Source organism: Yersinia mollaretii ATCC 43969 (genome assembly GCF_013282725.1).
GTDB lineage: Bacteria > Pseudomonadota > Gammaproteobacteria > Enterobacterales > Enterobacteriaceae > Yersinia > Yersinia mollaretii.
In genome coordinates this window covers 1402432-1427541 of sequence record NZ_CP054043.1, presented here as the reverse complement: position 1 = coordinate 1427541, position 25110 = coordinate 1402432, and the positions used below count along the sequence as shown (strand labels likewise).

Genomic DNA, 25110 nt, shown 5'->3' with positions numbered 1-25110 from the left:
CGGCTTAGACTCCTTTTACATTGCTGCAATACTTAATTCGTTCTTGTCTATTGATAAGAGAACGTAATACTGGCTAGCGCATTGGCTGTACCAGGTTGTAAATCCCCTGTGCGGATATACCGCGCCTGAAAAGGCAGTGTCAGTGTTTGTGCCTGAGCGGTGGTTTGCACAAAAAATTGATTGAGTGTTCCTGAAGCAGAGCTGTCCGGCCCTAACATCAGCGGACCATTACCATTATAGAAAAACTCCACACCGACACCGGCCGCAGTAGAGTCACTGGTTAATGACACTACTGAAGAGCTATTCGCGGGATTAGCCTGATCTGTCATTACAGCATTCACGGCAATGTTTTCATCACAGCCCAGAGCGATGTTAAAACTACCAAAAGCGGATGTGCTACCGACGGAAGGTAGCGTACGAACATCAATCACACCGAGATCCACATCTGCAGCCTTGGTCATAACTGTACATCCTGATGCTTGCACCGTGATAGTGACCGGATTGATGATCACTCGAGCCGTTTTCACCTCATTGTTATAAGCCGTCAATACTGCGGCATCAATAGCGCGCGTCTGGTACACACCAGAGGTGAGTGTATGACCTGTTTTGATAAACGTCACTTTCGCCGACCAGCCCAAATCCGGAGTGGAACTGCTGGTCCCTGGTGCTGGGTATGTCTGGGTCAGTCCGTCCTGAAGCGGTATATAGACGGAGCTATTGAAATCTTTCACCCCAATGATAAACCCCACGCCAGTCACTCCGGTTTCAAAAATGGTGTAATTGACACCATCGACATTTACCGATGCACCAGTAGAGATGGCACCGCTGCCCGGTGTCATCGTGCCTTTTGTGCAGTGAAAGATATAACCGCACCAGAATACCTGCTGAACAGATGCCGTTGCACTCCAAGTGGAGCCAATAATATTGCCGGGCTTCACTGAATCAGCAGGACCAGAATAGTTCATCGACTGTGGCGACAATGTAATGTCTGACTTCCAATCCAAGGCATAAGCCTTGCTTGTGCAGCAGAGCGAAAAAATAATAGTGAGAAATAATCGTGTCATTGATACTCCAATACCCAAGTGGCAATGGCTGAGATAGGTCCGGGGCTAACTGGCGAGCCAGTTGCAGCAAGACGTGCGTGAAACTTCATCTGAACACTATCCGCACCGGGTATCCCCAGCACCTCTGTTTGCCGATTTAACGCAAGAGGCTCCTCACCTTTATTCAGTAACTCAACAGCAACCCCCGTGGCTCCCCCCCCATCCACTTTAAGAAGATGTGTGGCATCACCGTCCGGCGTACCGACAAAACGGACCTTCACCCCCGTAAATGTAGGTCCACACTCTTCCAGATTGATAAAAAAGGGAGTTTTAATGTTGCTTACCCCGCGATTTACGCCGAACTGTTGTGTGCCGATATTTCCCAAAGGGACGGTCAGCATTTTCGAATCAGTCGAGACAGTACAGGTATTGCCAATCAATTTTCCCGTGACCGATACCAGCACATCGTAGGCCAGTACAGGGGGCGGTAAAAACGAAAGCGCCAGTATTGTCAGTAATGACACTCTTGAATTTATTGACATACCAACTCCTGCGAATAGAGACCCGTGCTTGGGTTGTAATATTTTTTATCCAGTTGATAACGTGCAGTACAGGCTTTATCACTGCCTGTTCCCCATACCGCCCGCAGTGTCCCCTGTTGCGGTAACCCAGAGAGATAAAGGCTCCCTTCATCACCAACGATACCGCTGTTTGTGCTTCCGTCATTCAGAGAGACAATAGTGCCAAACGGGAGAACGCCGTTTTTATATCGAATGAAGAACATTGCTTTCATACCAACTTTGGTGGAGATTGTGGCCCTCACCAATGCGCCTTCAGTCGGTGTTTTACTCAAAATTGTATTGTCCAGCTCAACACCATCACCGGCCGTAGTGACGTCCATTTCGACCCGATTCACACGATAGGGGGTTGCATACGGAATCACAGCATAGCCGCGACTGTCGGTTTTAACGCCTCGATGGCTACGGATGGCGACATCACTTGCTCCCTCCGCCTTAATCAGAATATTGGTATTTCCCAGTGGCTGGCTTAGCGTCAGGCCATCTTCATGCAGCACTGCACCACCACTCATACCGTAACTTAGATTACGAGTGTGCTCGGAATAACCGTAGCCGAGGTTGTAATCACCCCTTGATCCTTGGTAGCGAAGGGCAAGGTCACCACCATACTGTTGCTGGGCGCTATAACGCTGGCTGGCGCTATAAAATAAGTTGTCCTGCCCTGGCACATATCCGTTAAGACCAACATGACTCATGGTGCCTGATGAGTCCGAATTCGTCAGCGCGTAGTTGGCACGCGTAGACTGTGCTGAGTCCCCTAACGGTAATGAGAGCGACAATGAGAAAATATTATCTTTTTTACTGTCATACAGGCTGGTGCTCCGCTGGTAGCTGACACCATAGGAGATACGGCCGAATGTGTTATTCCATGCGAGTTGAGCGCTTTCAGCAGATTTGTCTGAATGCCAATAAGCCTGCTTATCCCACGACAACGAGAGTGCGCCTGCATCTCCCATGCTTTGTGACAAAACAACCTGATTTCTCGATTTACGCGACAACGCCAGATTGTAGACATTCTCATAATTAGTGCTGACGGAACCATCAGCCTCCGTTATGAAAGCCACATTTCCACCTTGCATTCGTTTGTAGGTGGTATCACTCAGTTCATAGAAGCCATCAGATGAAAAAAACCATGAATTTAAATTGAGTCTTGTTCCGTAGTCATTAACCAATTTGGTATAACGCAGACGCAAAGCATCACCGCGATAACTGTTTCTGTCAGCCAGCACGCTTTGAGCATGAGTTACATCAATTGAGTATGCCCCCAGACGTCCGACGTTTTGCCCGACCCCTATTGCCAGGCCCGTGTAGTTCTCCGAAAACTGAGCACCACCGTAGAGCGTCAAACCATATTCCCAACCCCAAAATGCTTCTGTTTGCATAATAAGAGGGGCATCCTGATTTTCATTCGAGCGGAAATAACCCACTCCGGCAGCATATTTAAATTGGCCTGGGCGTACCAAATTTGGCACGCTAGCAAAAGGTACGGTGTAATGTGTTTCTGTACCATTGGCCTCTTGGATCGTAACGGATAAATCACCACCAGATGAGGTAGGGTATAAATCGTTTAATACAAACTCTCCGGGGGAAACGGAGGTCTGATAAATAATATTGCCATTCTGACGTACAGTAACAGTGGCACTACTGCGAGCAATACCTCGTACTTCAGGAGCGTAGCCGCTCTGACTCGTTGGCAGCATATTATCGTCAGTATTGATTGCCACACCTCTCAGCCCCACAGAACCAAAAATCTGCGCGGAGGTGTTGGTCTCGCCCAAATAGAGCTGAGACTGCAATGCGGGTAAATCACGTTGTAGCCAAGTTCGAACATGCGTCAGACCATCATTCGTATTTTTCGTCCATGTTGAATAATCGCGAAAACGCCACGGACCAAAATTTATTCCACTGTTCAAACCAATAAACATTTGGTTATCTATTTCCAGTTTCTCTTGACGGTACTCATTGCGAGAGCCATTAACGACGTAATTCAACCAGGCAGAATGAATACCCTCATCCCAACTCTTTGGGTTGATATAACCACGTGGTACATTCAACATATATCGCTGTGGCAGATTAAAATAAAGTGACAACTTATTTTGGTCAAAAGAGATCTCTGTATCCGGGAAATAGTTCCCGAGGAAATAACATATGTCATCACCTGCGGATAAATCACCCCGAGCCTGAGTCACATCAATTAGCATTGATTTCATCTGCTCTGACGTCAGACATGGCTCAAGTACAGATTTATCTTTCTTATTGTTAATGCCGAACTTTACATCTCCTGTAAAGACATAATTTTCGTTCACGTATATACTGACATTATACTCACCTGAAGGTAATTCACGGCCATCATTAACCCAAGATAGATCTGCAACGCTATCACTTTCGCCATTAAGAAATGCGGGATTAAAATGAATATCATTCTGTGCGTGAACTACGCTTCCAAATAAAAATGGGGAGAGCAGAACACAACTTATTTTCATCCTCACTTTATATACTCTTATCTATTCTATATTGACTTATAATGTACACGGCTCAACGTTTTGTTAACGGTAGAGAAACTTCCGAGGTCCATGCACCATAATCGTTGATAGTCTGGTAACTAAGCTGGCGCGCATGACTAAATGACTCTTCAAGTATCACCGCATCTTTGGGTGGGATCATTATTGGCTTTACTGCTTTTCCGTCCACTTTCATATTAATAGTCGTAATATAAAAAGGAGTTGGATTAATAAGCTTTACTTTACCATCATGAAATTCACCATTGAGACTTTTCCACTCTTCATTATTGGTTTTTTTTGTTAACTCAACAGGTCGGTAAAACAACTTAATACGGCTTGCAGAGGCAAATTGCAAAGTATTAGTACTGCTTTGCTTAACAGACTGTGGAATCGCTTTTACAGTTATCCAATAAAGCGTTTCACGGTCTTGCGGTAGTTGCTTCCCATTAAACATGACCTTAACCGCATTCTCCATTTCCGGTTTCAGAACAAACAAAGGGGGCGTGATGACAAAATCACTAGAGCGCTGCCCTTGTGAGTTTTCAACCCATGACTGAATAAGAAAAGATGATTCTGTATCTGTATTTCTAACGTCCAATAACGACTGTGAGACTACACCTGAATAAACCATCCGGGTGACACCTAATCCGACTCCGCCTGCATATACTACAGATGCATACAGAGAAGTGATCAACAAGATAAAGAGAGTCAGAGAACGCATAATAAATACCTGGATGTGAGGATAAAGTTTAAGGTCCAGACATCCTTGCTGGACCAGTCAATTAGGAGTAAGTCAGGGTATAAGTAGCAACTGTGCTTGCATCACCGGCAGTCGCACCGCCATTCGGTGAATAGTATTTCGCACCAAAGTTTAATGTATTCATACCATCACGTAAGGTCACAGCATTCGAGGTTTCACCCAATTTAACGACAGTGCCCTCTTCGCTATAAAGACGAACAGCAACATTCTGTGCGGTGCCAGTGCCGCCATTTGAACCTACTGCCAAACTGCTAGGGTCATCGTTATTTGGCGTACCAGTAAAGGTTACGGCCACATCCTTGAATACAGAAGAATCACAATCTTCTAGCACAATGGAGAATTTCTTCGCTGTCGGTGCTTCGCTAGCTGCGGCACTTAATGCAGCAGTTCTCACCTGCCCCATTTCAACATTGATGTTAGCGCTGTTGCTGCTAACGGCACAGGCGGTGGTCACAACGGAACCATTGAAATTGATAGTTCCACCCGCAACTTCTGCAGCCAGTGATGAAGCCGCCAGCGGAATCAGTGCTAAGAAACTGAACGGTAATAGTTTCTGTGTTAGAGATTTATTATGTACTTTCATGTTAAAGCCTTTTATGTATTAATGTGGTGATAAATAAGACAAAGTTAATCTCAAACAATGCAGTCTTCTGTTTTGTTTTTGATCTACCATTATATTAGCGAAGAGTTTTTCTAATACACTTCGATAAAGTTCTGCACACAATGCGTATATTTATGCGTGCAAAATACAAAATTTATTTTCAAGCTGATTCAATAGAAAATCTCAGCCATGAAAATTACCCTCAAATTTTTGTTATCATTACTATCTAACTAAAACTTATTATTAACTGACATGATAAAAATGACTACCAGCTAACCAATATGGGTTATATGGTTTTTTATCTGCACCAGAGAATTATTGTAGGATAATTCTCAAAACCAACGGGAAGTTGGCATAAGTACTACAGAACCAGGCGATAAAATAATGGTCTAATAGTATGGATTCTTAATGAGTAACCGACCCTTCCAACATTAACAATAAAATCCTGATTCAATCCAATTGAGGCTAATTTAAATTTTAATTCTCGTATCGTTTTCCATAATTGCTGGCTAGACGCAACGAGGTTGTAATCTTCCCAAACTTCCTTTAGGAAAATTTCCTTTGAAACTGTGTGTTCACCTTTAGCGACTCGAGTTAAAAGACATTTCAAAAATCTTACCATCACGTCATTGAGAGCGACAGCACCCACAATCATTGAGCGCTCAGGGAACACGGCAGTGACTCTTGTTAATCTTTTATTGGCAATATCAAATTGAATATCATCATCAATAATAAAACCAAAAAGTCCGTTTTCCATAAATCATACAGCCCTATTCAAGTACGCATATCTTTCAATTTTCATTCCGATTGGTTATTAATGATATAGGTTATCTTCATCTCAAATCAATCACATACATATAGCAAAGTATTTTATTGTCAGTTTAGTTTCTTTAGTGTTTTTTGTTATCATTTTTCACTATTCAGTTAATTTGTTCATTTATGTATAAATTATTAGTTCTTTCATCTTAAAATCACTCCATTTCTTTTGCTAGCATAAAAAGTTATTTTAATTCACATTCACAGTGTTAATCACTAATAGTGTTTTGTTAGCACTCTGATGGGATGATCAATCTATGAGGCTAAAAAATCACACATAATCTGATCTAACAGACAGTATCCTTTACACAGTGCATTTTATTCTGCGGCAGCATTTATCTTATACCTCCTGTCATGCAACAATTTTTGTGTCGTTTTATTGGGTGAGATGAATACTAAGAGACAATCTGGAATTGTCGTAATTAACTTTTTTTATTTAAGTTTATTTAAGTTTTTCCACAGTCAATTAATAGGCAGAAGGAAGCCACCAGCAAGGCATCGGGTTCCTTACTGAAGCAATAGAGAGAGGCGTTCAGATCAACCAAGCTAACCATTTGTTTTAACTAGGTTAATATTGCTTATTAATAAATTTTCTCTTTGCTATAAAATATTGAATTACACTTCAATAAGGCAGAGTGTACGTACGGAAGAATAATTTATTTTAATCAGGATGTTAAAAATGCACACTAAGTTTATTATTAATGGAAAAGTTTGCTTTCTTTCTGATGAGCATCGATTAGAGCCATTGGGAGAGCAAGGATCTGCCATTTCCTTGAACGTGCCTGTTAGTCGATGTTTATTATTGCTACTGCAACGCAAGGGAAGCGTTATCAGTCAGAGTGAATTTGTTTATGAAGTTTGGGAAAGTAAAGGGCAGTTTGCTAATGCCAACACCTATTTTCAAAATATACATTTATTACGTAAGGCGTTGAAAACTTCGGGCATTGAAGAAAGCATCATTAAAACAGTACCAAAGGAAGGTATCCGATTTACGGGCACGGTAACATACCTCAATGAAAGCAATTCAGAATCTACTGCTGAACTGACGGAGAACGAAACAAGGAACATCGCCAACGAAGCATCGGCAGATAAACAGGCTCCCGACGTAATTGATGTAAAAATGCAGCCCCCGTTCGCGCCTTTTTTTTCCAGTCAGAAAATGTTGTATATTAAAATTTTCTTTGTATTAGGTCTATTGAGTATCTTCATTCTTCTTTTGTTAAACTTCCATAAAGACACGAATAAAAATACAGATTTTTTTTCAAACTATCAATTAATTGGCGAAGTGAACCAGTGTAAGGTTTATGCCAGCAATACATCTATTTTGTGGCCACGTAGCGAATATTTAGATTTCGTTAAAAACAAAAATACCTCTTGTCAACCCGGACAGGTAGCTTACATAGCGATGAATATATTCAGAACACGCGCACTCATCCATATTTGTGATAAAAGCGTGAGCAATACTGCATCCTGTTTAACAAAATTATATATTATAGAGAGTGAAAATGAACGCTAAAAAGACGCTCATTCTATTTGCTATTTTAATGGTGATCGCCTTTTCTCCTTATATCGCGAAGATCGTCTATGATTATCATTCAGATCACTTCTCTTGCCGGGGGAGAATTAACTTCATATATAATGAAACCCACTTCAACGCACAAGTTAAGTACACTTTTAATGGTGATAAGGGTGAAGTTGCTGTAGTCGGTGAACTTAACAGGCCAGGAGAAAGAACCCAGAGAATATCGCAACAATTACTATTTAATTACACTCATAATGGTAATGAGATTGTGATGTTATCCACAAATTCAGCGTTGAGCGACGACCAAGCTAGAATGCTGGTTTCGTTCGTTCCTGATTTCTATCTTTTTAAAGACCGAGGTCTTCGCATCCGAATTTATCAGCAAGGAGATGGCTATGTATTTACAACATTTAACCTCCCTGTTTTTATCTGTACTAAAATATAAGAGATCATCATAATCCTATTACACTAGTACAATTTATAGGCCATGGCGATTTCTAAGCGCTCGCTGAAAATCAGCCCGCGTTCCTAGCGGCCCTCTCTTTGCTCAAGATATTCACTCCCAGCGCTGGCTACGGAGTGAAGTAGAGAACTGTGTACAAACTCTATTTTTGCTTCACCGCCGCCAATGCCTGTGCACAAGCCCAGGCTGAACTCCAAGCCCATTGGAAGTTATACCCCCCTAACCAGCCGGTAACATCAACCACCTCACCAATAAAGTACAATCCGGGAACTTTATGGGCCTCCATTGTCTTGGAGGATAGCTCCTGAGTGTCTACGCCGCCAATGGTGACCTCAGCAGTTCGGTAGCCTTCGGTCCCATTGGGTTGCACTCGCCATTGCTGAAGATGGGCCACCAACGCAGCCTGCTGCGGTGCATTTAATTGCTTCAGAGTGACATCCGGCAGTTGTTCCAATGTTTGGAGACACTCCACCAAACGCTTGGGTAACAGTTGAGCCAAGGTGTTCTTCAGTGTTTGATTGGGATGTGCTTGCCGCTCGTTATTGAGGAAGGCGTCCAGATCCGTGTCAGGAAGTAAGTTAATGCTCACATACTCGCCAGCCTGCCAATAGCTTGATAACTGCAAAATAGCTGGGCCAGAAAGCCCTCGATGGGTGAATAAAATACTCTCGCGGAAGCTGACACCACTCTCTGCGGTGACCACCGCCGGAACTGAAACACCGGAGAGGGTTTGCAGGTGCTCCAAAAGCGGCTTATGCAGGGTAAACGGCACCAACGCCGCACGGGTTGGCAACACTGTCAAACCAAACTGCTCTGCCAGTTTATAGCCGAACGGAGATGCGCCAAGACCGGGCATAGATAGCCCACCAGAAGCCACAACAAGTGAGTGGGCGCTCACTTTCTCATCATTGATATGGAGCAAAAAGCCAGTTTCACTTTTTTCAACCGATCGCACATCGCTGCGCAACCTGATCGTCACCTGACCCAACTCACACTCTTTCAGCAAAAGTTCCACCACCTGCTGTGCGGAGTCATCGCAAAAAAGCTGCCCCAGAGTCTTCTCATGCCAGGCGATGCCATGGCGATTCATCAGGTCAATGAAATCCCATTGGGTATATCGCGCCAAGGCAGATTTACAGAAATGAGGATTCTGTGACAAATAGGCGGCAGGTTCAGCATACATATTGGTGAAGTTACAGCGGCCACCACCCGACATCAGTATCTTGCGGCCCGCTTTTTTGCCGTTATCGACCAATAGCACCCGACACCCTGCTTGTCCGGCCTGAGCGGCACAAAATAGCCCCGCAGCACCCGCACCTATCACAACCACATCAAACTGTTCCACACTGGGCCTCATTGAGTAAAATCATCATTGCTGCAAAATCGCCCCTATTTGGCTACTTTTTATATTATTTAGGGCATTCAACCGACAAATTAGCGGCGGGGGATTGTAAGTCGCTCACCGAAAGATCGCCAGAGTAAGAAAATGTCTCACCCGGTAAAACTAAGTAACTTCCTGATATAACATACATATGTTGCCCCAAAAGAGCAGTTGATCCGCAGTCATGTCAAAAAAAGGTCATATTTTCCTTTTCCCCACCCCCCATTGTCACTGATAATGCGCCGCGTTCATGTCCACAAACTGGCGTAACGCTTATGCTACATCTTTTCGCTGGCCTGGATTTCCATACCGGCCTAATGTTAGTTCTTGCTTTGATGTTCGTGCTGTTTTACGAAGCCATTAATGGTTTTCATGATACAGCCAATGCGGTTGCGACCGTAATCTATACCCGTGCCATGCGTTCACAAGTTGCTGTTGTGATGGCGGGGGTGTTTAACTTCCTCGGCGTGATGCTGGGCGGTTTGAGCGTGGCTTACGCCATTGTTCACTTATTGCCTACGGATCTGCTGTTAAACGTCAGTTCGGCACATGGGTTGGCCATGGTCTTCTCTATGCTACTGGCGGCGATTATCTGGAATTTGGGCACTTGGTATTTTGGTATCCCAGCCTCCAGTTCTCATACACTGATTGGTGCTATCATCGGTATTGGGCTAACCAATGCATTAATGACCAGTACATCTGTTGTCGATGCACTGAACGTTCCTAAGATGATTCAAATCTTCCTGTCATTAATCTTATCCCCAATTGTGGGTCTGGTTATTGCCGGATTGATGGTGTTCCTGCTACGTCGTTACTGGAACGGAACCAAGAAGCAGCAACGTATTCATCTGACACCTGCTGAACGTGAAAAGAAAGACGGTAAACGTAAACCGCCATTCTGGACTCGTACTGCGCTGATCATATCGGCTATCGGCGTGAGTTTCTCTCATGGCGCTAACGATGGTCAGAAAGGGATTGGCTTGATCATGCTGGTTTTAATCGGCGTGGCTCCGGCCGGTTTTGTCGTGAATATGAATGCAACTGGTTATGATATTGCCCGCACCCGCGATGCAGTGACTCATCTGCAACAATATTATCAGCAACATGTTGAGGTTCTGCCTCATGCTGTCGCGCTGAAACCACTGGTACCAACACCAGAAGCCTTGCCAAACACACCTGCACAGTTCCACTGTGATAGCTCACGCGCCATGATAGCGATTGAACATGCACAGGTGCTGCTGGCGAATCTGCAAAGCTATGACGACCTCACGGTTGATCAACGCAGCCACATGCGTCGTTTGCTGATGTGTGTCGCAGAAACCGCAGGGACCGTTGCCAAGCTGCCAGAAACCAGTGCTGAAGACCGCCGTTTCCTCAACAATCTGCGTACCGATTTGTTGGAAACCGTGGAATACGCACCGACCTGGATTATCGTTGCCGTCGCTCTGGCTCTCTCTTTGGGGACCATGATTGGCTGGAAACGTGTTGCCGTGACCATCGGTGAGAAAATCGGTAAGAAAGGCATGACCTACGCACAAGGGGTTTCGGCCCAGATGACAGCGGCGGTTTCCATCGGGATTGCGAGTTATACCGGTATGCCAGTATCGACAACTCAAGTGCTCTCTTCAGCTGTTGCCGGGACCATGTTGGTCGATGGCGGTGGTGTGCAGAGCAAGACGGTTAAGAACATTATGTTGGCATGGGTATTAACCCTACCCATCTCTATTCTTCTTTCCGGTGGGTTGTACTGGGTCGCATTGAAGTTTATTTAAGCCCAGCGAGACGTTTTACTATCACCGTGCATCGACGTGTAGCACGATGATAATACCGAGCGGTATATAGAACCGAACGGTGATGATAAGCAAAAAGGCGGCCTTAACAGGTCGCCTTTTTAAATACTTTTCTGCCCATTATTCATGCTAATACCACAAGATTAATCCCACCAGACTCACCACGACTAAACCACATAATGCGCTGGTCAGTATAAATTGCCCACGTAATCGCTCACAGCGGCGAATAAACTCCGGATCATGGTGATCAAGATAGCGTTGAGTAAAAATATAACCCACTAATCTAATCTGTTTGCTCGGCTGGCCATGGGAGGTAAAGAATCCACCGCCATCAACATATTGATACAGCAACGGGTCGCAGCCACGTAATACCACTAACAACGCACGCAGTGATGAATAATAACGTGCCATATTAATCACACATACCACACACAAAGCCCAAAAAAGCGCGACGGTACTGATCATAATCATCCTCCCAGCGATATATTGCTATTGGGTCAGTTACCTGAGCCTCTACGCCATCGCTCACTCTAGTCGATACAAACACCCCCAGGGCCTGAAAACCACCCCCTATCGTTCGCTTTCTAATGGTGGTTCGACGTGTTATTCGCTCGACACAACATCCGAACATGTAGGACTCCCTTTAAGAGTGTAGGAAATGAAATGAAAAATAGCCTGATAATCTCTAAATTAAGCCTATTTCGGCATTGGTTAAGTATCGATTTGCACTAACTTATACTGAATCATACTTGCTGGATGCGCGTTAAATTCGTACGGAAATTGATTAATCATTAATCTTTCTTAACTGAATTAGATAAGCTTGACTACTACTTTTACTAAATTATATTTGCATCACAAATATGAAATTCCATTCATTCGAATGCTTTATCAGCGCTATACTTAAGAGAATGATCTGCTCTAAATTCGAATGACCGGATAATGTGCCGGGCAATAAGCGGCAGAATTGAGTCATTCCTCTGCGAAAATAGGGGTGAAACGACAAAGGGTGACTTTAGTGATCATCATCAAAACAGTGTGTTGTGATCCGTGAAACACTTCAGTTAGGGGTCATAATGCTACTATATAGATATCGCGTAGCACCCGTTCAACTGGTTGAATGTTTGCTTACCCATTAATTAACATTATGGAAGGAGTTTACTTATGGCTTACAAACACATTCTGATTGCGGTTGACCTATCTCCGGAAAGTAAGGTGTTGGTGGAAAAAGCGGTCTCCATGGCCAAACCGTACAATGCCAAAGTTTCCTTGATCCATGTCGATGTTAACTACTCAGATCTCTATACCGGCTTGATCGACGTTAATCTTGGCGATATGCAAAAACGCATCTCTGAAGAGACACACAATGCATTGACTGAGCTTTCGCAGAATGCGGGCTACCCGATTGAGCAAACCCTGAGTGGTAGCGGCGACTTGGGTCAGGTACTGGTTGATGCGATTAAGAAATATGATATGGACTTAGTATTATGCGGCCATCATCAAGATTTCTGGAGCAAGTTGATGTCCTCAGCACGCCAACTGATCAACACCGTGCATGTCGATATGCTGATCGTGCCTCTGCGCGATGACGAAAATGGCGAAGACGATTAAACGCTCGTCCAATACCACTTAATGTTGTTACCGCTAACGCCCGCCTCTCGCGGGCGTTTTTTATTGTGCTTTTGCCGGTATCGCCCCTGTCGCCACTCATTGATAACCCTGCTAACTTTTTCTCAAAATCCCTTGCTGTATGAATATAAACCAATGATATAGTCGATGATGCACAACATCGTCTCCAGATTATTTTTATAAAAATAATAGTTAGAAATAATTGTCTGGGGAGTCTTAATTGGTACAAGGAATGATTAGTAATGAATGATTTAATCTCTCTGGAGTCGTTTTTAGAATCGTTACAACAACGTGATGCCAACCAACCTGAATATCTCCAAGCCGTGCGTGAAGTCTTCACCTCGCTTTGGCCCTTTCTGGAGCAAAACCCGCATTACCGTGAACAAAGCCTGCTGGAACGTTTAGTCGAGCCAGAACGGGTCATTCAATTTCGTGTTGCTTGGACTGACGATCAAGGCAAGGTGCAAGTTAACCGTGCTTGGCGCGTTCAGTTTAGCTCAGCCATTGGTCCTTTTAAGGGCGGGATGCGCTTCCATCCATCAGTCAACTTATCGATTCTTAAATTCCTTGGTTTTGAGCAAACCTTCAAAAATGCCCTGACTACACTACCTATGGGTGGCGGTAAAGGCGGTTCTGATTTTAATCCGAAAGGGAAGAGTCAGGCTGAAGTCATGCGCTTTTGTCAGGCGCTGATGACGGAGCTGTACCGCCATCTTGGCCCAGATACGGATGTTCCGGCGGGTGATATTGGTGTAGGTGGTCGTGAAGTGGCCTTTATGTCCGGCATGATGAAAAAGCTGTCGAATAACACCGCCTGTGTCTTCACTGGCAAAGGATTATCCTTCGGCGGCAGCCTGATTCGCCCAGAAGCGACCGGCTATGGTTTGGTGTATTTCACCGACGCCATGCTAAAACGCCACGGTTTAGGTTTTGAAGGTCGAAGAGTGTCGGTTTCCGGTGCAGGAAATGTGGCGCAATACACCATTGAAAAAGCGATGGAACTGGGTGCTCGAGTAATTACGGCCTCCGATTCAGGCGGTACAGTCGTAGATGAAGAGGGCTTCACCCCAGAAAAACTGGCCCATTTGGCTGAGATTAAAAACAAACGTTATGGCCGCGTTGAAGATTATGCCCGTGAACGTAATCTGGTCTATCTGGCGGATCAGCAGCCGTGGAGTGTACCGGTCGATATCGCCTTGCCGTGCGCAACACAGAACGAACTAGACCTGCCAGCTGCTCGCCAATTGATTGCCAATGGGGTTAAAGCTGTGGCCGAGGGCGCAAATATGCCGACGACCATTCAGGCAACAGATGCTTTCCTTGAAGCTGGCGTCCTCTTCGCGCCGGGCAAAGCCGCCAACGCGGGTGGTGTTGCTACATCGGGCTTGGAGATGGCACAAAATGCGGCTCGCATGAGCTGGAAATCAGAAAAAGTGGATGTTCGTCTGCACCACATCATGCTGGATATTCATCAGTCTTGTGTTGAATACGGCGGTGAAGGTAAACAGACCCACTATGTGCACGGCGCGAACATTGCTGGTTTTGTCAAAGTGGCAGATGCGATGTTGGCCCAAGGTGTGCTGTAAATAAGACCCTATCCCTATACTCTTTAAGGTGGCATAAATAAAGAGTATGGGGTATTCACATATTATGACCTATAATTTTTCATATAATGATTTTGCGAACAATTTAAGAACATCAACATTTAAAAAAAAGTATTCATTGTTAATATACCTGCCTATTTTTAACCCTCACACATATATAATGTTGTTTATAAGGTAAGGTTAGTTATGCGTCACAACAATAGATACAACAAATCAATAGATAAAAAAACACACATAAATTACAAAAATGAAATAAAAGAAAATATCGCACCCAATATAGTGACTCATTACTCATGGAACGGTGAAGGTCATTATGGGCGTGGTATTAGTCTGAGTTACTCATTTAATATACCCGTTAGAAATGACATGCTTGATGGACTTAGCCCTCATGATTTCTTCCCATTTAATCAATTTCAGGTTAATCAAGCAAAGAAAAGCATGCAAGCCTGGGCTGATATAGCGAATATCTCTTTTACTGAAGCAGTTGATTTTGATAACGTCAACATCGGTTTTTATAATTTTTCAGAAAAAAGTATCCGATCCGGATTTGCCTTTCATCCAAATTATTCAAGATTCAGCGGGGTATATATTAACCATTCTTTCGGTGAAAATACCAAGCCGACGAAATCAAATTATGGCGGTTTTACGTTGACCCATGAAATAGGGCATAGCCTTGGATTAAAGCACCCCCACAATGCAGGAGATACAATTAAAGATCAAAAACATACTCACCAGGTTAGCATAATGAGCTATTACTCAGAATCATCATCAAATGCTGATTATTGTGATGATAATGTCTCCACACCACAATTATATGATGTAGCAGCGGTTCAATATCTCTATGGTGCAAATATGAAAACTCGCACAGGTGATACTATTTATGGTTTTAACTCCAATAGCGAGAGAGATTTTTTTACCGCCAATGCCCCCACAGATAAGCTGATATTCTGTGTCTGGGATGCAGGTGGTATGGATACATTTGATTTTTCCGGTTATAGCGAAGATCAAAATATTAATCTGAAGGAACTTAGTTTTTCTGATGTCGGTGGACTCACGGCGAATATCTCCATTGCCGCCGATGTGGTGATTGAAAACGCTATCGGCGGCAGTGGCAATGATACATTGTATGGCAATGATGCTAATAATATTTTGTCAGGTGGTGCAGGAGCCGATCAATTATGGGGTATAAACGGCCATAATGTTTTCCGCTACGACAAACCCAGTGACTCTACATCAATATCTGCTGACACTATTCACGATTTTAACGCAGAGAAAGATAAAATCGATTTATCGCCATTCTTATCTGGCAACCGGAATATTCCGCTGATAGTACAAAACTATGATGATATAAGTGAAATAACTTCTCTGATGATCGATTTCGGCATCAGTAATCGTCAGTATGAGTGCAATATGATGATAAAACTTATTGGCAAACATCAATTCACACTCAATAACTTTATTATCAGCCCACCACTCACCGGGCTATAAGTGGGTTTGCCACCCACCTCAAGCAAGCTGGGTATAGAGATCAAAACGGTGGCTTTTGGTGGTCACCGCTGCCTGTGCTGCGACTCCCGCCAGGGGTTCGGCATAGTCGGGGCGCTTAACCACCACCCGTTTGGTTGCCAATGCACGGGCTGGTGCCAGCAAACCATCGGCATCTTCATCAGCTCCCACCAGCGATTGGAATACCCGCATCTCCTTTTTGACCAGCGCACTTTTCTGCCGATGCGGGTACATGGGATCGAGGTAAACCACTTCCGGTCGAGGCTCAATCGCGGCCAATGCCGTCAAACTAGAAGCATGTAGCAGCGTCAAACGTTCCCGCAGCCAAGGGCCAATTTCGACGTCCTGATAGCCACGGCGCAAACCATCCTCCAGCAAAGCCGCCACCACTGGGTTACGTTCCAGCATCTGCACATGGCAGCCTAGCGCCGCCAACACAAAAGCATCTCGCCCCAAGCCCGCAGTGGCATCAACCACTCGAGGAAGATAGCCTTTTTTGATGCCGACCGCTTTGGCGACTGCCTCACCCCGCCCGCCGCCAAATTTGCGACGATGGGCCAGTGTGCCGGAGACGAAATCAACATAAATGCCGCCGAGTTTCGGCTCATCTCGTTTGCGCAACTCAAGGCGTTCAGGTGTCAGCACTAGCGCCATAATGGCCTGCTCGTCAGACACCAATCCCCAACGCTCGGCCAAAACAGACAAGGCGCCGGGATCGGCGCCTGCTTCAGACAATAAACAAATACTTACCTGTGACACATTCTAGCCCTTAATACCGTAATGGCGCAGCATAGCATCCAACTGCGGCTCACGACCACGGAAGCGCTTGAACAGTGTCATCGGCTCTTCTGAACCGCCACGGGACAAGATATTGTCGAGGAAAGATTGGCCGGTTGCCGCATTGAAAATCCCCTCCTCTTCAAAGCGCGAGAAGGCATCAGCAGAGAGCACTTCCGCCCACAGATAGCTGTAGTAACCCGCAGCATAACCGCCAGCAAAGATATGGCTAAAGGCATGTGGGAAGCGGCCCCATGTAGGTGATGGCACAACCGCGACCTGTTTTTTCACCTCATACAAGATCGGCAGGATCTGCGCACCCGTCAGCGGATCGAACTCATAATGCATACGGAAATCAAACAACCCAAACTCCAATTGGCGCAGAATAAACAGTGCCGCCTGATAGTTTTTCGCCGCCAGCAGTTTGTCCAGCATCTCTTGTGGTAGCGGTTCATTAGTTTCGTAATGGCCGGAAATAAATGCCAGCGCTTCCGGCTCCCAGCACCAGTTTTCCATAAACTGGCTTGGCAGCTCGACCGCATCCCACGGCACGCCATTGATACCCGAGACACCCGCTGTATCAATTTTGGTCAGCATATGGTGCAACCCATGGCCGAACTCATGGAACAACGTGGTCACTTCGTTATGGGTAAATAGCGCCGGTTTGCCGCCGACAGGGCCATTAAAGTTACACGTCAGATACGCTACCGGTTTTTGCAACTGGCCGTTCGCCAACCGCAGGCTGCCGACACAATCATCCATCCAAGCCCCACCGCGCTTATGTTCACGGGCATACAGATCAAGATAGAAGCTGCCGCGCAGTTCGCCACTCACATCATAAAGTTCGAAGAAGCGCACATCCGGATGCCAAGTATCCACATCGCGGCGCTCTTTGGCGGTGATACCGTAAATGCGTTTAACCACCTCAAACAGCCCTTCGACGACGCGCTGTTCAGGGAAGTAAGGGCGTAACTGCTCATCGCTGATGGAGAACAGATGCTGCTTTTGTTTCTCGGAGTAGTAGGTGATATCCCATGCTGCTAACTCACTGACACCATAATGTTTTTCAGCAAATGCGCGTAACTGCGCCAGCTCCTCTTCCGCCTGTGGACGGGCGCGTTTCGCCAGATCGTTTAAGAAGCCCAACACCTGTTGTGGGCTTTCAGCCATCTTGGTCGCCAGTGATTTATCCGCATAACTGTCAAAGCCCAGCAACTGCGCCAATTCATGACGGAGTGTGAGGATTTCAGCCATGATCTCGCTGTTATCCCACTTGCCCGCATTCGGCCCTTGATCAGAGGCGCGAGTCGCAAAGGCGCGGTACATCTCTTCGCGCAATTCAGCATTATCCGCATAGGTCAGCACCGGCAGATAACTTGGCATATCCAGCGTCAGCAACCAGCCCTCTTGCTCTTTGGCTTCTGCCATGGCTTTAGCCGCCGCTAGGGCGCTTTCCGGCAGCCCTTTCAACTGCTCGACATCGGTAATTAGCTTGCTCCAACCCATGGTGGCATCAAGCACATTATTGCTGTAAGTCGATCCCAACTCAGACAGGCGGGCCACGATTTCGCCATAACGTTTTTGCTGCTCAGGCTCCAAACCAATACCGGATAACTGGAAGTCACGCAGGGCATTTTCTACCGCTTTGCGCTGCGGGGCGGTCAACGCCTCAAACCCCGGCCCTTCTTTCAGACTGACATAAGCCTGATATAAGCCCTTGTGCTGCCCGACCCAAGTGCCGTACTCCGACAGCAATGGCAAACTTTGTTCATAAGCGGTGCGTAATTCCGGGCTGTTCTTCACTGAATTTAAGTGCCCGACCGGCGACCAGATGCGTGATAAGCGGTCATCTGATTCAGCCAGTGGTTGGCATAGGTTATCCCAGGTGAAAGGCCCCGGCTGGGCAACCACCCGCTCCACCGCTTGACGGCATTCATCCAGCGCGGATTTCACCGCAGGCACGATATCTTCAGGGCGAATCGCAGAAAATGGCGGCAGGGAGAACGGGGTCAACAGCGGATTTGTCATAGGGCAGTCCTGATTATTGTTTTGAATAGCCGCCGCTAGAAGCAGTCCAGCAGCGGATCATATATTTATGGTTGAATAATTAACATGAGGTCTGTCGGCATGAAAATCAATGGCTGAATGCTTTTCACTTTTTATTCACCAGACAGTTTATACTAGTTGCCATAATGTGCTGGCTACGGCTTCTGACGGTGATGTTTTGCAGCATCCACAAAGATAAACCGCAAACAGCACTGCCACAATGTACAGCATCTATTTTCGGTGAATAGTATATTCATCATAAATATCAATTGGTTAATATAAAATGTTAAGTTATCGCCATAGTTTTCACGCCGGCAACCATGCCGATGTCCTGAAACACACTGTTCAGAGCTTGATTATTGAGTCTCTGAAAGAGAAAGAAAAACCCTTCCTTTATCTGGATACCCACGCCGGTGCAGGTCGCTACCAATTAAGTGGCGAACATGCCGAGCGCACGGGCGAATACCTTGAGGGTATTGGAAAACTGTGGCAACGCGATGATTTACCTGATGATTTAGCCCCATACATGAGTGCTATCCATTATTTTAACCGGGCCGAGAAGTTGCGTTATTATCCCGGTTCGCCATTGATCGCACGCCATTTATTGCGTGAAGATGACAAAATCCATTTGACCGAACTGCACCCTAGCGATTATCCGCTGCTGCGCAATGAATTCGCAAAAGATGAGCGGGCTAAGGTTCAACGTGCCGATGGTTATCAACAGCTTAAGTCACAGTTACCCCCTGCATCTCGCCGTGGTTTCGTTCTGATTGACCCGCCGTATGAGATGAAAACTGACTATCAGGATGTGGTGAAAGGTATTCAGGAAGGTTATAAGCGCTTTGCAACTGGCACCTATGCAATATGGTATCCGGTGGTTTTGCGTCAGCAAATTAAGCGCATGTTACGGGATCTGGAAGCCACAGGTATCCGCCGTATCTTGCAAATTGAGCTGGCGGTTCGCCCCGATAGCGACCAGCACGGCATGACGGCTTCTGGCATGATTGTGATTAACCCACCGTGGAAACTGGAACAGCAAATGAATACGTTGCTACCGTGGCTGCACAAAGCACTGGTGCCATCAGGTCATGGCCATACACTGGTGAAATGGGTAGTGCCGGAATAATACCAGTTGCCTATCGGAGCCATTGATCCAACCTTTGCGACAAAATGCGGGTAAGCGTTAAACTCTTAGGCAAACTTTAACAACTCTACCCTAAATAATTCGGGTTGTAGGAAGGCGGCAACTGAATAAATCCCCAAGAGCTTACATCAGTAAGTGACTGGGGTGCATGAAGGCAGCCAACACACATACAACTTGAAGTATGACGGGTATATCTTGGAAACGACCCTGATGACCAAACATTACGACTATCTAGCAATTGGCGGTGGCAGTGGCGGGATTGCGTCGATCAACCGGGCTGCCATGTACGGCAAAAAATGTGCGCTAATCGAAGCTAAACAGCTCGGTGGCACCTGTGTGAATGTCGGTTGTGTGCCGAAAAAAGTGATGTGGCATGCCGCGCAAATTGCGGAAGCGATTCATTTGTATGGCCCAGATTACGGTTTTGACACCACAGTGAATCATTTCGATTGGAAAAAGCTGATTGCCAATCGTACTGCTTACATCGATCGTATCCATCAATCTTATGAGCGTGGCTTAGGCAATAACAAAGTTGATGTGATTCAGGGTTTTGCGCGATTTATTGATGCGCATACTGTGGAAGTTAATGGTGAGAAAATCACTGCTGACCACATCCTGATCGCCACTGGCGGCCGCCCGAGCCACCCGAATATTCCAGGCGCTGAATACGGTATTGATTCCGATGGTTTCTTTGAATTGGACGAAATGCCAAAACGTGTTGCCGTCGTGGGTGCGGGCTATATCGCGGTAGAGATCGCGGGCGTGCTCAATGGGTTAGGCACTGAAACACATCTGTTTGTTCGCAAACATGCACCACTGCGTACTTTTGATCCGCTGATTGTGGAGACCCTGCTGGAAGTGATGAACACTGAAGGGCCAACACTGCACACCGAAGCAGTACCGAAAGCGGTGATCAAAAATGCGGATGGCAGCCTAACGCTGCAACTGGAAAACGGCACCGAAGTGACTGTCGATCACCTGATTTGGGCAATTGGCCGTGAACCCGCCACTGACAACTTGAATCTGGCCGCCAGCGGTGTCAAAACCAATGACAAAGGCTACATCGAGGTTGATAAGTTCCAGAACACTAACGTTCAGGGCGTCTATGCCGTCGGTGATAACACCGGTGCGGTTGAATTGACCCCTGTGGCGGTGGCGGCGGGCCGCCGTTTGTCTGAGCGCCTGTTCAATAACAAGCCGGATGAGCATCTGGATTACAGCAATATCCCAACCGTGGTATTCAGCCACCCCCCTATCGGCACCATTGGTCTGACTGAGCCGCAAGCGCGCGAGAAGTTTGGCGACGATCAAGTGAAAGTGTACAAATCGTCATTTACCGCGATGTACAGCGCCGTCACTCAGCACCGCCAGCCATGCCGGATGAAGTTAGTCTGCGTGGGTGCGGAAGAGAAGATTGTTGGCATCCACGGCATCGGCTTCGGGATGGATGAAATCCTGCAAGGGTTTGCCGTCGCCGTGAAGATGGGCGCAACCAAGAAAGATTTCGACAACACTGTCGCTATCCACCCAACGGCTGCCGAAGAGTTTGTGACAATGCGCTAAGCAATAGGCAAAGCGAGTTTAGAAGCCCACCAACGGTGGGCTTCGTCGTTTTCTAACTCACTGTTATCCCTCAGAAGCTGACTTTCACCCCCAAGTTACCCGCGTAACCCTCCATCTTGCCATCAAAGGCCCTTTGGTATTTAACATCCGCATAGATATCAACGTTGTTATTCACTTTCGCATTAATACCCGCACCACTTTGCCAGTAAGTTTTACTGAATTCAGGGCGAAGACTCGCGGTATCAATGGTCACTTCAGGGTTATCACCGAGTTGATAGAGGGCATCAGCAGATAAATAGGGCTTAACCGTTTGTTGCTTCGTCGCCTCACTGAATACTCGCACACCCGCGCGGGCCTGCCCGACAGAGTATGAGGTGCCATTAATCCCAGAAATATCGTCGCTGAAACTATTCAGATTGAGATATTGATATTTCAACTGCCCTTGGGGTTCTACTCTCCAACTGCCCACGACCGGATATGCTTGTCCGACCTCGGCAGACATGGCTACACCATAGCCATTCTGCTTAGCATCATGCTGACTTTGGTAGCTGTTGCGGTATAGCGTCCCCTGACCGACGAGATCAACATAGCCGCCCTGTTGCGTCATTAATGTGTAATAGCCCCCCAAACCATAAGCATCAGTTTTGATTTTACCGGTATCGATTGATAAATCCGTGCGTACTGCCCGTGCTTTATCCTGCGTATCCGTTTCCTGCTTACCAAGGGTTATCATCACGCCCGCCGTGGCCTGCGTTCCGGCCCCATTTTCAGCCTGATAGAGATCATGGCCCAACTGAGCGAACCAGATATCTGAGTCGTAACGAAAACGTCCTGTGTCGAAGGTATTACGCTGCCCGCTTATCCGGCCCCAAGAGTCCTGATTAAAGCCGTTTGCCCCCCCATCTGCCGAACCTCGACGCTCATGCAAACGCCCCAATGTTGTGAAGCCGTAAAAGGCATTGAGCCAAGGTGCCGCAATATAGCCCGGCACTTCATCACGATAAGCGATCACTGGCCGTGTAGGTTCAACCACCGTGGGTTTGCCCGGATCGGTGGGGTCAACTGGGGCCAGATAGGATTGTAAATTCCAGCTATGTTCATCCGTCTGGTATAAAAAATAGCGGTAAGCCCCCGCAGTCACTAAGTCACTCATCAAAAATTGACTGGAGAGAGCATCACCCTCCACCCGAATAAGATTGATCCCTGAGCCAGTGGTTAACGCGCCCAGCCCTCCTTGATTCACTACTTTTACGTAGTGTTCACCCGTCGCATTCCCCGTCACATGCAGCTTATCCGTGGGTGAGTTATCGTCGCCCAATTGCGCATTAAAGACAAAACGGCCCTTGCCGGTTAAGTTACCATTCACCGTTAAGGTACTGAAGTCACTGTTCGGCAGCCTTGCACCCAAGCGACTGGCGGTGGGAATGAAATTTATCTGGCCCAGAGCATTTATTGATCCAACATCCGAATTCCCGGTCAAATTCCAGATACTACTGTTGTCGATTTCGATACTGTTGGCATTACGCGCCGCCCCAGTCCAAACCGAGCTATTTTTCAGCGCTAGGCTGACATTGTTATCGGCATCGGCCTGAATATCCCCTACCAGAGTAGAATAGTTGTCGGCATTCAAATTGACGTTGCTGATTATATTCAGCGGCGCAGTCGCGGTGCCAGCATTAGTGCTGGCATTCACCAGCAGCCCGTTGCCACCACTGAGTTGCGAACCATTTTTCACATCAATATTAATATTGGCCCCGTAGGCCCGAACACCTGCCCCCTGCTCACTGATAACTTGAGCATTATCCAGCGTGGCTCGGCTATAAATCGTGTCGGCACCTGCGGCATAAATACCGCCCGCATTCATTCCGGTCGTGGTGATCCGGCTGTCTTGCAGTAAAATAATGCTTTGGGTATTCATCCACAGCGCATAGGCACTGGCACCTGTAGATGTGCCGATCACATTTTTGGCACTGATTGATGATCCGATGAATGTGCCCAGCACCATGCCAGAAGCTCCGGTCGTATCAATCGTCGCCCCATCAAGATTCAAATTACCGCCCCGCGCTGCTGTCGCCCCAATACTGCCAACACCCGCCGTTGAGATAGCCATATGGGTGGCGTTGAAAATCGATTGAGAATAAATACCGTGAGAGCTATTACCCGTGGTTTTCACCGTCGTATGGTCGACAATCGCCGTTCCCCGATTCTCGATGGCGGTCGCATTGTTTCCGTCGGTGATCACTGTGGCATTGTTCACACGTACCGACGAAGTGTTATCCGGCACCCAAATCCCCATGGCATAAGTGCCTTGGGAGTGGTAAGAGCCGCCATTAATGGTGACATCGGCGTTCATATTCACGTTAACCAGCGCAGAATTTCCGCTGCGCGAGAGGGCATTGACGTTATTGAATACAATAACGGCTTTGTTGGTCAGACTGTGCCCCATGGCCCGCAATACCGAGCCAGAAGCTAAGTCAATATTGGCATTAGTGATATTAGCGTTACCATTGATCTCAAATACGTTACTAATATTACCCGTAGCCGTCAGGCCATTCATCGTCAGAGTAGAGTCTTTACCCACCCCCACTCCGGCATAAGCGTTAGTCATGTTAAACGTCGTGTTATCCAATGTGGCATTTAAACCGCCATTGGAGATATAAACGCCGGTGCCGCTAGCCGAACTGGTATTATTAATGACGTTATTAGCACCGGTTAATGTGCTGCCGACATCGCTCAGATAAATACCATATCCACCACTGGTATTTATCGTCGTATTATTCAGCGTTAATGCCGTGCCATCATAACCTGAAACAGCATTGGCAAGCCCACCTAATATATTGAACACTGTGCCATTAATATCCGTCCGGCTTCCCACTCCAGAAGAGTAAATACCATTGCCACTTGAGCCGGACGTCATTATCGTCCCACCCTGCAAATTCACCGTGCCATTATTATTACGAATACCATAGGCAACGACCCCTTCGGTCTTGATGGCGGAACCCTCCAATTTCAGCGCACCGCCATTAGAGACTTCGACGCCATTGGCAACTCGACCCGTGGTATAAATGGAGAGATCGGCAGCCCCCGTGACGGTACTGCCCGCACCTTTCACCACCACAGCAGGTTGGTAGTCATCGTCTGTACCATAGTCGCCAGAGATAGGAACGGAGCTACCATCAGTTACACTGATAGTTTGTGCCGCCCAGCAATAAAGCGGGCTAAGCAGAGGAAGCAACAAACTAGCCAATAGTGTTTTTCGAAAACAAAGCGATAGCCTTATTTTATTTATATTCATATTAACGACCTGATGTTTTACAAGATAATCTAAATAAAGAAGAATTTTTAATCTGTTTATTTTTTTGTTTTATATAAATTATATTTATCGCCAG

At 46.4% G+C, this 25110-nt stretch carries 19 protein-coding genes; 8 read left to right on the top strand and 11 right to left on the bottom strand.

Annotated features, from left to right (window positions below; all coding sequences use genetic code 11):
* Nucleotides 1-47 precede the first annotated feature (47 nt).
* From HRD69_RS06275 to HRD69_RS06250, 6 genes are all read right to left on the bottom strand, one after another.
* Nucleotides 48-1064, bottom strand: a complete 1017-nt coding sequence (locus HRD69_RS06275) for a fimbrial protein (protein ID WP_032814150.1) — start codon at nt 1062-1064, stop codon at nt 48-50.
* On the bottom strand, nt 1061-1585 hold the full coding sequence (locus HRD69_RS06270) for a fimbrial protein (protein ID WP_032814151.1): 525 nt from the start codon (nt 1583-1585) through the stop codon (nt 1061-1063). The genes HRD69_RS06275 and HRD69_RS06270 overlap by 4 nt, the downstream gene beginning before the upstream one ends.
* Nucleotides 1576-4104: a fimbria/pilus outer membrane usher protein gene (locus HRD69_RS06265; protein WP_004874921.1), complete on the bottom strand. Its 2529-nt coding sequence runs from the start codon at nt 4102-4104 to the stop codon at nt 1576-1578. Before HRD69_RS06265 ends, HRD69_RS06270 begins: the two co-directional genes overlap by 10 nt.
* Before the next feature lie 52 nt (nt 4105-4156).
* Entirely contained in the window at nt 4157-4843 is a 687-nt protein-coding gene (locus HRD69_RS06260; RefSeq protein WP_004874922.1) for a fimbria/pilus periplasmic chaperone, read from the bottom strand.
* 61 nt (nt 4844-4904) lie between these two features.
* Nucleotides 4905-5465, bottom strand: a complete 561-nt coding sequence (locus HRD69_RS06255) for a fimbrial protein (RefSeq protein ID WP_004874923.1) — start codon at nt 5463-5465, stop codon at nt 4905-4907.
* Nucleotides 5466-5844: 379 nt separating this feature from the next.
* A complete protein-coding gene (locus HRD69_RS06250) occupies nt 5845-6240 on the bottom strand; it encodes a winged helix-turn-helix domain-containing protein (protein WP_004874924.1) in 396 nt (131 codons plus the stop codon).
* A 738-nt stretch (nt 6241-6978) separates the two neighbouring features.
* Between HRD69_RS06250 and HRD69_RS06245 the strand changes: the two genes are divergently transcribed.
* Together HRD69_RS06245 and HRD69_RS06240 are read left to right on the top strand one after the other, a co-directional pair.
* Nucleotides 6979-7815, top strand: coding sequence for a winged helix-turn-helix domain-containing protein (locus tag HRD69_RS06245; RefSeq protein ID WP_032814152.1), 837 nt, complete (start codon nt 6979-6981; stop codon nt 7813-7815).
* On the top strand, nt 7805-8266 hold the full coding sequence (locus HRD69_RS06240; RefSeq protein ID WP_032814154.1) for a hypothetical protein: 462 nt from the start codon (nt 7805-7807) through the stop codon (nt 8264-8266). Before HRD69_RS06245 ends, HRD69_RS06240 begins: the two co-directional genes overlap by 11 nt.
* Before the next feature lie 160 nt (nt 8267-8426).
* Here the strand turns inward: HRD69_RS06240 and HRD69_RS06235 are convergent, their stop codons facing one another.
* Nucleotides 8427-9629, bottom strand: coding sequence for a BaiN/RdsA family NAD(P)/FAD-dependent oxidoreductase (locus HRD69_RS06235; RefSeq protein ID WP_004874927.1), 1203 nt, complete (start codon nt 9627-9629; stop codon nt 8427-8429).
* Between the two features lie 311 nt (nt 9630-9940).
* Between HRD69_RS06235 and pitA the strand changes: the two genes are divergently transcribed.
* Nucleotides 9941-11437: an inorganic phosphate transporter PitA gene (gene pitA / locus HRD69_RS06230; RefSeq protein WP_032814157.1), complete on the top strand. Its 1497-nt coding sequence runs from the start codon at nt 9941-9943 to the stop codon at nt 11435-11437.
* A gap of 147 nt (nt 11438-11584) precedes the next feature.
* Here pitA and uspB read toward each other — a convergent pair whose 3' ends face one another.
* Nucleotides 11585-11920 carry a universal stress protein UspB gene (gene uspB / locus HRD69_RS06225; protein ID WP_032814160.1) on the bottom strand — a complete coding sequence of 112 codons (336 nt, stop codon included), beginning with the start codon at nt 11918-11920 and terminating at the stop codon, nt 11585-11587.
* Between the two features lie 696 nt (nt 11921-12616).
* Here uspB and uspA point away from each other — a divergent pair.
* The 3 genes from uspA (at nt 12617) to HRD69_RS06210 (ending at nt 16173) form a co-directional block, all read left to right on the top strand.
* Nucleotides 12617-13063, top strand: coding sequence for a universal stress protein UspA (gene uspA, locus HRD69_RS06220; protein ID WP_004874931.1), 447 nt, complete (start codon nt 12617-12619; stop codon nt 13061-13063).
* A gap of 260 nt (nt 13064-13323) precedes the next feature.
* Nucleotides 13324-14667 carry an NADP-specific glutamate dehydrogenase gene (gene gdhA / locus HRD69_RS06215; RefSeq protein WP_004874932.1) on the top strand — a complete coding sequence of 448 codons (1344 nt, stop codon included), beginning with the start codon at nt 13324-13326 and terminating at the stop codon, nt 14665-14667.
* A gap of 204 nt (nt 14668-14871) precedes the next feature.
* Nucleotides 14872-16173 carry a M10 family metallopeptidase C-terminal domain-containing protein gene (locus HRD69_RS06210; protein ID WP_004874933.1) on the top strand — a complete coding sequence of 434 codons (1302 nt, stop codon included), beginning with the start codon at nt 14872-14874 and terminating at the stop codon, nt 16171-16173.
* Between the two features lie 18 nt (nt 16174-16191).
* Here HRD69_RS06210 and rsmJ read toward each other — a convergent pair whose 3' ends face one another.
* Together rsmJ and prlC are read right to left on the bottom strand one after the other, a co-directional pair.
* Nucleotides 16192-16950, bottom strand: a complete 759-nt coding sequence (gene rsmJ, locus HRD69_RS06205) for a 16S rRNA (guanine(1516)-N(2))-methyltransferase RsmJ (RefSeq protein WP_032814162.1) — start codon at nt 16948-16950, stop codon at nt 16192-16194.
* A 3-nt stretch (nt 16951-16953) separates the two neighbouring features.
* Entirely contained in the window at nt 16954-18996 is a 2043-nt protein-coding gene (gene prlC / locus HRD69_RS06200) for an oligopeptidase A (RefSeq protein WP_004874935.1), read from the bottom strand.
* Nucleotides 18997-19297: 301 nt separating this feature from the next.
* Here prlC and HRD69_RS06195 point away from each other — a divergent pair, with 301 nt between their 5' ends.
* Nucleotides 19298-20140 (top strand): 23S rRNA (adenine(2030)-N(6))-methyltransferase RlmJ, encoded by an 843-nt coding sequence (locus tag HRD69_RS06195; protein ID WP_004874937.1) that lies wholly within the window; start codon nt 19298-19300, stop codon nt 20138-20140.
* Nucleotides 20141-20368: 228 nt separating this feature from the next.
* Nucleotides 20369-21721, top strand: coding sequence for a glutathione-disulfide reductase (gene gorA / locus HRD69_RS06190; protein ID WP_004874938.1), 1353 nt, complete (start codon nt 20369-20371; stop codon nt 21719-21721).
* A 70-nt stretch (nt 21722-21791) separates the two neighbouring features.
* On the opposite strand, the gene HRD69_RS06185 is transcribed toward gorA, so the two are convergent.
* Nucleotides 21792-25016, bottom strand: a complete 3225-nt coding sequence (locus HRD69_RS06185) for an autotransporter outer membrane beta-barrel domain-containing protein (protein ID WP_004874939.1) — start codon at nt 25014-25016, stop codon at nt 21792-21794.
* Nucleotides 25017-25110 lie beyond the last annotated feature (94 nt).

Bases quoted from the DNA above. Each gene is read 5' to 3' on its own strand.
- uspB (WP_032814160.1), bottom strand. From the start codon at position 11,920: ATGATCAGTACCGTCGCGCTTTTTTGGGCTTTGTGTGTGGTATGTGTG.
- HRD69_RS06210 (WP_004874933.1), top strand. From the start codon at position 14,872: ATGCGTCACAACAATAGATACAACAAATCAATAGATAAAAAAACACAC.
- uspA (WP_004874931.1), top strand. From the start codon at position 12,617: ATGGCTTACAAACACATTCTGATTGCGGTTGACCTATCTCCGGAAAGT.
- HRD69_RS06255 (WP_004874923.1), bottom strand. From the start codon at position 5,465: ATGAAAGTACATAATAAATCTCTAACACAGAAACTATTACCGTTCAGT.
- HRD69_RS06260 (WP_004874922.1), bottom strand. From the start codon at position 4,843: ATGCGTTCTCTGACTCTCTTTATCTTGTTGATCACTTCTCTGTATGCA.
- HRD69_RS06195 (WP_004874937.1), top strand. From the start codon at position 19,298: ATGTTAAGTTATCGCCATAGTTTTCACGCCGGCAACCATGCCGATGTC.
- HRD69_RS06185 (WP_004874939.1), bottom strand. From the start codon at position 25,016: ATGAATATAAATAAAATAAGGCTATCGCTTTGTTTTCGAAAAACACTA.
- HRD69_RS06265 (WP_004874921.1), bottom strand. From the start codon at position 4,104: ATGAAAATAAGTTGTGTTCTGCTCTCCCCATTTTTATTTGGAAGCGTA.
- pitA (WP_032814157.1), top strand. From the start codon at position 9,941: ATGCTACATCTTTTCGCTGGCCTGGATTTCCATACCGGCCTAATGTTA.
- gdhA (WP_004874932.1), top strand. From the start codon at position 13,324: ATGAATGATTTAATCTCTCTGGAGTCGTTTTTAGAATCGTTACAACAA.
- HRD69_RS06240 (WP_032814154.1), top strand. From the start codon at position 7,805: ATGAACGCTAAAAAGACGCTCATTCTATTTGCTATTTTAATGGTGATC.
- HRD69_RS06270 (WP_032814151.1), bottom strand. From the start codon at position 1,585: ATGTCAATAAATTCAAGAGTGTCATTACTGACAATACTGGCGCTTTCG.
- HRD69_RS06250 (WP_004874924.1), bottom strand. From the start codon at position 6,240: ATGGAAAACGGACTTTTTGGTTTTATTATTGATGATGATATTCAATTT.
- HRD69_RS06245 (WP_032814152.1), top strand. From the start codon at position 6,979: ATGCACACTAAGTTTATTATTAATGGAAAAGTTTGCTTTCTTTCTGAT.
- gorA (WP_004874938.1), top strand. From the start codon at position 20,369: ATGACCAAACATTACGACTATCTAGCAATTGGCGGTGGCAGTGGCGGG.
- HRD69_RS06275 (WP_032814150.1), bottom strand. From the start codon at position 1,064: ATGACACGATTATTTCTCACTATTATTTTTTCGCTCTGCTGCACAAGC.
- prlC (WP_004874935.1), bottom strand. From the start codon at position 18,996: ATGACAAATCCGCTGTTGACCCCGTTCTCCCTGCCGCCATTTTCTGCG.